The organism is Ensifer sp. SSB1, assembly GCF_016652895.1.
Classification (GTDB): Bacteria; Pseudomonadota; Alphaproteobacteria; order Rhizobiales; family Rhizobiaceae; genus Ensifer.
Genome location: NZ_JAEPRP010000049.1, coordinates 29,545 through 37,543 on the forward strand (window position 1 = coordinate 29,545; position 7,999 = coordinate 37,543).

A 7,999-nucleotide genomic window follows, 5' to 3' on the forward strand; every position below is an offset into this window, starting at 1 on the left:
GTTCTTGCTCCCCTTCAAGAAACTGAAAAACCAGACGGCGAAACCGCTCGGCAAAAGCGGCCAGCGGTTGCAGGATAGCGCGGCCGAAGCCGCTGTAAATGCCGGCTTGCGCAGCAAAGTGCGATTCACGCCGGAAGCTGCGGTGCAATCGCTCCGCGCGTCATCATCCCGCCAACAAATTCGCTTTTATTACAATTGCGTAATGATGGCATTCCGTCATTGCCCCGACACGCGCGAACAGGGATACTCCGCGCAATCGGAACGAACCGCCGGACGTGCCGCGCTGGGGCGTGTTTTTTGCTTAATTTGGAGACTTGAATGCGGGTTTGGAAACAGCTTGCGGTGAGCGCCGCTGTGCTTCTCGTGGGCGCAACCGTCTGGGTGCGGTTCGTGCCCGGCGCAGGTGAAACGCTCGCCGCCATCGGCGTTTCTCACCCGCTGATCGATGCCTTGTCGAAGCCCACGACCGGCGGTGGCCAGGGTGGCGAGCGCGGCAACGGCCGCGGTCAGGGCGGCAACGCGGCCATTCTGGTGATGGTTCGTCCCTCGGCAACCTCCGTCGTCAACGACCGGCTGAATGCCATCGGCAACGGCGAGGCGATCCATTCCGTCACCGTGACGCCGACGGCGACCGGAAACCTCACAGAAATCCTCGTGAGCTCCGGCGAGAAGGTGGCCGAGGGCCAGGTGATCGCCCGGCTCGACAGCGACGACCAAAAGATCGCCGCCGACCAGGCGCGGCTGAACCGTGACAGCGCCCGTGAAAAGGTGGAGCGTTACCGTAATCTCAGCACCGCCCGCGCGGTGACGGCCGTGGACGTGCGCGACGCGGAAATCGCGATGCAGACCGCCGAACTGGCGCTGAAGACCGCCGAACTCGATCTCAAGCGCCGCGACATCGTTGCGCCTTCGAAGGGTGTGGTCGGTATCATCACCGTCAATGTCGGCGACTATGTCACGACCACGACGCCGATTGCCGTCGTCGACGATCGTTCGGAAATCCTCGTCGACTTCTGGGTGCCGGAGCGGTTCGCCAACAAGATCGTCGTCGGCCAGCCGGTTACCGCCTTTGCGATCGCCCAGCCGGGCAACCAGCTCGATGGCGTAATTCACGCCATCGACAACCGGCTCGACCAGGCAAGCCGGACGTTGCGTGTGCGCGCGCGACTGGAGAACCCCGAGGACAGATTGAGGGCAGGCATGTCCTTCTCCGTCACCGTGGCCTTTGACGGCGACACCTATCCGACGGTCGATCCGCTGGCGATCCAGTGGAGCTCGGAAGGCTCCTATATCTGGCGCGTGACGGGCGACAAGAGCGAGAAGGTGCCGGTGAAGATCATCCAGCGCAACCCGGACAAGGTGCTGGTGGATGCGGCGCTTTCGGAAGGCGATGAGATCGTGACCGAGGGCGTGCAGCGCCTGCGTGACGGCGGCGAAGTCCGCATTGCCGGCCGCGAGCGCAAGCAGGATGCAGCGCAGAAGGTTGCGGAGGAAACCAAGTGAGCGGGGGCGAGGGGCACAGCAAGCCATCCGCCCGCGAACGCGGCAAGACCGGCTTTACCGCACTCTTTATCCGCCGGCCGATCTTCGCGCTCGTCGTCAACACGCTGATCGTCGTTGCCGGCCTTGCGGCCTGGAACGGAATCGAGATTCGCGAGTTGCCGCAGGTCGACCAGCCGGTCATTTCGGTGACGACGACGCTCGATGGCGCAGCACCTGAGACGATGGACCGTGAGGTAACCTCGGTGGTCGAGGGCGCCGTCTCGCGCGTTCAGGGCATCCGCGACATCTCCTCGACGTCCTCCTTCGGCCGCAGCCGCGTGACGCTGCAGTTTTCCGACACCACCGATATCGGCCAGGCCTCCAACGACATTCGCGACGCGCTCGGCCGGGTGCGCAACCAGCTGCCCGACAATGTCGACGAGCCGAGCATCGTGAAGGCCGATGCCGATAGCCAGCCGATCATGCGCCTGGCGCTGACCTCCGACACGATGTCGATGGAAGACATGACGCTGCTCGTCGAAAACGAGATCAGCGACCGGCTGGCGGCAGTGGAAGGCGTGGCCGACGTCGCCGTCTATGGCGACCAGGAGAAGATCTTCCGCATCGATCTCGACCAGGCGAAGCTCGCCGGGCGCGGGGTGACGGTCGCCAATCTCAGGACCGCGCTCGCCAACGCCTCCTACGACGTTCCGGCCGGCAAGCTGACCAGCGCCAGCCAGGATATCTCGGTGCGCGCCACGGCCGATCTGCAGACGCCGGAACAGTTCGAAAACCTGATCCTCGTCAACAATGTGCGCCTGCGTGACGTCGCCACCGTGACGCTCGGCCCGGATACGGGCACGACGGCGTTGCGCTCCAACGGTCGCCAGGGCATTGGCCTTGGCATCATCCGCCAGGCGCAATCGAACACGGTCGATATTTCCGAGGGCGTGCGCAAGGTCGTCGACACCATCCAGACGCAGATCCTGCCCGAGGGGACGCAGCTTCGGATCACCAGCGACGATGCCGTCTTCATCAACGGCGCCATCCACGAGGTGGAGATCGCGCTGCTCGTTGCCGTCTTCATCGTGACGCTCGTCATCTACATGTTCCTGCTCGACTGGCGGGCGACGCTGATCCCGACGATCACCATGCCGATCGCGCTGATCGGAACGGTGGCGGCGATCTATCTCGCCGGTTTCTCGATCAACATCCTGACGCTGCTTGCGATCGTGCTTGCGACCGGTCTCGTCGTCGACGACGCGATCGTGGTGCTCGAAAACATCGTGCGGCGACGGGCCGAGGGCCTGGGGCCGCGGGCAGCCGCGGTGCACGGCACGCTCGAAGTGTTCTTCGCGGTGCTGGCGACGACGGCGACGCTTGCCGCCGTCTTCGTGCCGCTGTCGTTCCTGCCGGGGCAGACGGGCGGTCTCTTCCGCGAGTTCGGCTTCGTACTTGCCTTTTCGATCCTGCTTTCCTCCTTCGTGTCGCTGACGCTCTGCCCGATGCTGGCCTCGCGCATGCTGACGAAGGAGAAGCACACGGTGCCGGGGCCGATGGCCCGGTTCGGCGCGCGCGCCGCCGGCTTCTACCGGGTGACGCTGCGGGCCTGCCTGAATTCGCCTTTGATCGTCTTCGTCGTTGCGGGCTTCTTCACGGTCATGGGCGCCGCCGGCTTCCTGACCCTGAAATCGGAGCTGACGCCGAGCGAAGACCGGTCGCAGGTGATGATGCGAATCAATGCGCCGCAGGGCGTCTCGCTCGAATACGCCCAATCGCAGATGCGCCGCATCGAAGACGGGCTGCAGCCGCTGGTCCAATCCGGCGAGATCGACAACATCTTCTCGATCTCCGGGCAGGGCGGTTCGGTCAACAGCGGCTTCATGGTGCTGACGCTCGCCTCCTGGGAGAAGCGTGACCGCACGCAGCAGGAGATCGTTGCCGAGATCAACAAGGTGACGGCGCGCATCCCCTCGGTCCGCGTCTTCGCCATGCAGCCGAACAGTTTGGGCATTCGCGGCGCCGGCAGCGGCCTGCAGGTGGCGCTCGTCGGCAACGACTACAACAAGCTCGGCGATGCGGCGGCGAAGCTCGTGCGCCAGATGGAAGATTCCGGCCGCTTCGAAAACGTCCGCCTCAACTACGAAGCCAACCAGGCGCAGCTTTCGATCACCATCGACCGCGAACGTGCGTCCGATATGGGTATCGATATCGGCGGCCTTGCCTGGGCGCTGCAGGCCATGCTCGACGGCAACAGCGTCGTCGACGTCTATGTCGACGGCGAATCCTATCCGGTGAAGCTCCTGTCTTCGACCAACCCGGTCAACGACCCGACCGACCTCCAGAACATTTTCCTGAAGGCCGGCGACGGCAAGATCGTGCCGATGTCGACGATCGCCAGCGTCGAGGAGAAGGCGGTGGCGCCGCAGCTCTCGCGCGAATCGCAGCTTCGCGCCGTGTCGCTCTCGGCCGGGCTCAAGTCCGACCTCGCGCTCGGCGAGGCGCTGACCATGGTCGAGCAGATGGCCGAGCCGCTGCTGCCGCCGGGCTCACGCATCATGCCGCTCGCCGAAGCCGCAACACTCAACGAAAACGCCAATGGCCTGTTCGTGACCTTCGGCTTTGCGATCGTCATCATCTTCCTGGTGCTGGCGGCGCAATTCGAAAGCTTCGTCAGCGGGCTCATCATCATGTCGACGGTGCCGCTTGGGCTTGCCTGCGCGGTGTTCGCGATGATCATGACCGGCAATACGCTGAACATCTACAGCCAGATCGGCCTCGTCATGCTTGTCGGCATCATGGCGAAGAACGGCATTCTGATCGTCGAATTCGCCAACCAGCTGCGCGACCGTGGCCAGGACGTGCGTTCGGCGATCGAGAATGCCGCCAACATCCGGCTGCGTCCGGTCATGATGACGATGATCGCCACCATCGTCGGCGCGGTGCCGCTGGTGCTGGCAAGCGGCGCGGGCGCGGAAGCGCGGATCGCGCTCGGCTGGGTGCTGGTCGGCGGCCTGGGGCTGGCGGTGATCGTCACGCTCTACCTGACGCCGGTCGCCTATCTGGTGATTGCGCGCTTCACCAAGCCGCATGCGGACGAAGAGCGCAAGCTGCACGAGGAAATGGAAGCGGCAGCGGCGCTGGAGACGCACTAGCCGGTCTCTTCGACGCTATATTTCGAGCCAGGCGGCAATGAGAAAGATCGTTGCCGCCAGCCCGCCGAGCGCGGTTCGCCCGGCATGGAGCCTGCCCCAGCGCTTGAGCAGGGTGCGGCTTTCTTCCCCGGCTTCATCTGGCCGCGTTATCTCCAGCTTGCGATTGACCGGCATGACGAAGAGCAGCGTATAGGGCCAGTTCAGGATGATGATCGCCGCCCCCATGCCCCAGAGCACGTGGCCGGTCCTCCCCCAGGCGGCAGCGCCGAGCAGGCCCGAGATCAGGGCGAGCGTCGCCTGCATTTCGAAGGCGCGGCGGTAGGAAGGTACCCATTGCGCGAGGGCCGCGCGATCGTCGAGGTGGAGCCTTGCCGGCTGCTCGACCAGATTGATGTAGACGGCGGCGCCGAAAAAGATCGACGCGGTGAGCAAAGCGGTGAGACCCAACATTGCCTCTCTCCCTTCACCCCGACATGATAATCCAACGCCCGCAATTGAGCAGGTGTTTTCTTCCGTTTTGCCCTCATAGGTGGGCGCGGATCCTCCGGAGCTGATTCCGGTTTCGGTGACAGCGCCTTGAAACTGAATCGCTTTCTCGCCGGGTGGATCTCCTAGCGTTCGCGCCGTTGTGCCAGGCCTTCGACGATCGTGGTGAGGCCGTATTCGAAGCTGGCGTCGGGTCCGCTCTCGTCGAGCGCCCGCATCGCGGCGGCCAAAAGCGGCGCCGTCTCGTCAGATGCCGTTTCGCCGTCGGTCCTTCCTTCGGTTGCTTCCAATGGGGTCTGCTGTTCCAGCACCGAGCCGACGACATAGTGGCTGATCAAGAGCAGGGCGGAAGCGGCTTCGGCCGGGGGGAAGCCTTGCGCATGCAGCAGGCGGATCTGCGCTTCGACGGATGCCATCTGCGGTGCGCTCGGCCGGGTGCCGGCATGAATGCGCGCCCCGTCGCGATAGGCAAGCAGGCTCCTCCGGAAGCTTCGGGCATTGGCCGTGAGGAATGCGCGCCAGTCCTCGTCGGGCTCTGGCACGGAGCGATCATGGTTCTCGGCCATCATCGCCTCGGCAAGCGCCGCAATCAGCGCCTGCTTGTTCTTGAAGTGCCAATAGAGCGCCGGCTGCTGCACGCCCAGCCGCTCGGCAAGCCTGCGGGTCGTCAGGCCGTCCAGCCCCACCTCGTTCAGCAGTGTCAGCGCGGCGCGCACCACCGTGTCCCGTTGCAGCTTCGTCATCGTCGTCTCCATCCGTCGCTTGACAATTTATCAGCGATAAGTTTCCCGTGCATTAATTTATCAATGATAAGGAATAGGCGATGACCCTTGAAAAGACGGATGAGGCAGTCCCCTGTGTGGGCGACGGCACCAGGGCAGGGCGCAAGGCGCTGTGGGTGCTTTTTGCGGCGGTGGCGCTCGATGCATTCGGCATCGGCCTCGTCATGCCGGTGCTGCCGGGTCTCCTGCGCAACCTCACCCATAACGATCAGGTCGCCGGTCACTACGGCGTCCTGGTCTCGCTCTATGCCGTGATGTAATTCGTCTTCGCGCCGGTGCTCGGCCTTCTCTCCGACCGATATGGTCGGCGGCCCGTTCTGCTCGTGTCGCTCGCCGGTGCGGCAATCGATTATGCGATCATGGCAACGGCGCCGACGCTCACGGTGCTCTATCTTGGTCGCATGATCGCCGGTATCACGGGAGCGACCGGTGCCGTCGCCGGTGCTGCCATTGCCGATACGACGGAGGGTGAGGCGCGGGCGCGGCACTTCGGCACGCTCGGTGCCTGTTTCGGTGTCGGCATGATCGCCGGGCCGGTCGCCGGCGGGCTGCTTGGCTCCACCGGCTTGCACGCGCCCTTTGCCGCCGCCGCCGTGATGAACGGCCTCGGCTTTCTCTTCGCCTCGTTGTTCCTGGCGGAGAGCCGCAAAGGTGGTTGGGCGAATGCGCCCGCCGGTGGGCTCAAGCCCTTGGCGGGTCTGCGACAGGTCCTGCGCGGTCCGCTTCTCCTGCGGCTCGTCACCGTCTTCTTCGTCATGCAGCTGGTCGGCCAGGTCCCGGCCGTGCTGTGGGTCATTTTCGGCGAGCACCGTTTCGGCTGGGACGCGCGGATGACAGGCCTGTCGCTGGCCGCCTTCGGCCTGCTGCATGCCTTGGCGCAGGGCGTGATCGCCGGGCCGGCGGCGGCGCGGCTCGGCGAGCGACGTGCGCTTGAGCTCGGCATCGTGCTCGACAGTCTCGGCTACGGGCTGCTGGCGCTCGCCACCGCAAGCTGGATGGTGCTGCCGATCATGCTGCTGCTTGCCGGCGGCGGCATCGGTTCGCCGGCCTTGCAGGCGCTCCTGTCGCGCGCCGTGGACGAGGAAGGGCAGGGCAGGTTGCAGGGGGCGTTGACAAGCCTCACCAGCCTCGCGTCGATCGTCGGGCCGCTTCTCTTCATCGGCCTCTATTCGCTGACGCTCGCCTCCTGGGACGGCTGGGTGTGGATTGCCGCCATCGGGCTCTATCTTCTTTGCGTGCCGGCGCTGAGACGTTTGCCGCGCTGAAAAGTCCGCTGTTTTCCGCGCTGTCGTACCGTCTTGTGACACTCCGGTCTCACGTCAGGCGTTTTCCTGCGCTAGGCTCGCGGCCAAGAGCGCGAGCGTCTGGACAAAATGATTCCGATTTGCACAGTAGCGCCTTGAAATGACTGCGCTTCCGAAGCACCGCTTCGGCAGGGCGCGCATGCAACAGGAAGGGCGTTTTCCGTGGCATTGAAGGCGATCAGAGCTGGCGAGAGAAACGAGGCCGGCATCACGGCGGCGAAGCAGGAACTGGCCGCCCGCTTCGGCGACCGGCTCCAGACTGGCGAGGCGATCCGCGCCCAACACGCCCACACCACCACCTATATCCCGGCGCAGCTTCCCGATGCGGTGGTATTTGCCGAAAGCGCCGAAGACGTGCGCGAGATCGTCCGGATCGCCGCCCGGCACAAAGTGCCGCTGATCCCCTTCGGCACCGGCTCCTCGCTCGAGGGGCATATCAATGCCCCCAATGGCGGTATCTCGGTGGATCTCGCCCGCATGAACAAGGTGCTGGAGGTCAATGCGGAGGATCTCGACTGCCGGGTGGAACCCGGCATCACCCGCGAGGAGCTCAATACCTATCTGCGCGACACCGGCCTGTTCTTCCCGATCGATCCCGGCGCCAATGCCTCGATCGGCGGCATGGCCTCGACGCGGGCGTCGGGCACCAATGCGGTGCGCTACGGCACCATGAAGGACAATGTGCTGGCCTTGACGGTGGTGACCGCTGACGGGCGCGAGATCCGCACGGCGCACCGGGCGCGCAAGTCCTCTGCCGGCTACGACCTGACGCGGCTTTTCGTCGGCGCCG

General features: G+C 64.9%; 5 protein-coding genes and 2 pseudogenes. 5 read left to right on the forward strand and 2 right to left on the reverse strand.

Going from position 1 to position 7,999, the window contains the following annotated elements; all coding sequences use genetic code 11:
• Positions 1 to 4 precede the first annotated feature (4 nt).
• The 3 genes from I8N66_RS14490 to I8N66_RS14500 are packed head-to-tail and all read left to right on the forward strand — an operon-like array spanning position 5 to position 4,637.
• Positions 5 to 346 (forward strand): hypothetical protein, encoded by a 342-nt coding sequence (locus I8N66_RS14490; RefSeq protein WP_291154668.1) that lies wholly within the window; start codon positions 5 to 7, stop codon positions 344 to 346.
• The gene (locus tag I8N66_RS14495) at positions 319 to 1,503 is read left to right on the forward strand and encodes an efflux RND transporter periplasmic adaptor subunit (protein ID WP_113536102.1); all 1,185 of its coding nucleotides are present in this window, start codon (positions 319 to 321) and stop codon (positions 1,501 to 1,503) included. The genes I8N66_RS14490 and I8N66_RS14495 overlap by 28 nt, the downstream gene beginning before the upstream one ends.
• Complete coding sequence (locus I8N66_RS14500; protein WP_113536101.1) at positions 1,500 to 4,637, forward strand: efflux RND transporter permease subunit; 3,138 nt, start codon at positions 1,500 to 1,502, stop codon at positions 4,635 to 4,637. The genes I8N66_RS14495 and I8N66_RS14500 overlap by 4 nt, the downstream gene beginning before the upstream one ends.
• A 15-nt stretch (positions 4,638 to 4,652) precedes the next feature.
• Here I8N66_RS14500 and I8N66_RS14505 read toward each other — a convergent pair whose 3' ends face one another.
• Positions 4,653 to 5,087 (reverse strand): DUF1772 domain-containing protein, encoded by a 435-nt coding sequence (locus I8N66_RS14505; RefSeq protein ID WP_113536100.1) that lies wholly within the window; start codon positions 5,085 to 5,087, stop codon positions 4,653 to 4,655.
• 161 nt (positions 5,088 to 5,248) lie between these two features.
• A complete protein-coding gene (gene tetR / locus I8N66_RS14510; protein ID WP_113536117.1) occupies positions 5,249 to 5,866 on the reverse strand; it encodes a tetracycline resistance transcriptional repressor TetR in 618 nt (205 codons plus the stop codon).
• 116 nt (positions 5,867 to 5,982) lie between these two features.
• Between tetR and tet the strand changes: the two are divergent.
• Positions 5,983 to 7,170, forward strand: a pseudogene (gene tet / locus I8N66_RS14515) (Tet(A)/Tet(B)/Tet(C) family tetracycline efflux MFS transporter).
• A gap of 267 nt (positions 7,171 to 7,437) precedes the next feature.
• Positions 7,438 to 7,999 (forward strand): annotated as a pseudogene (locus I8N66_RS14520) (FAD-binding protein); the annotation flags it as partial.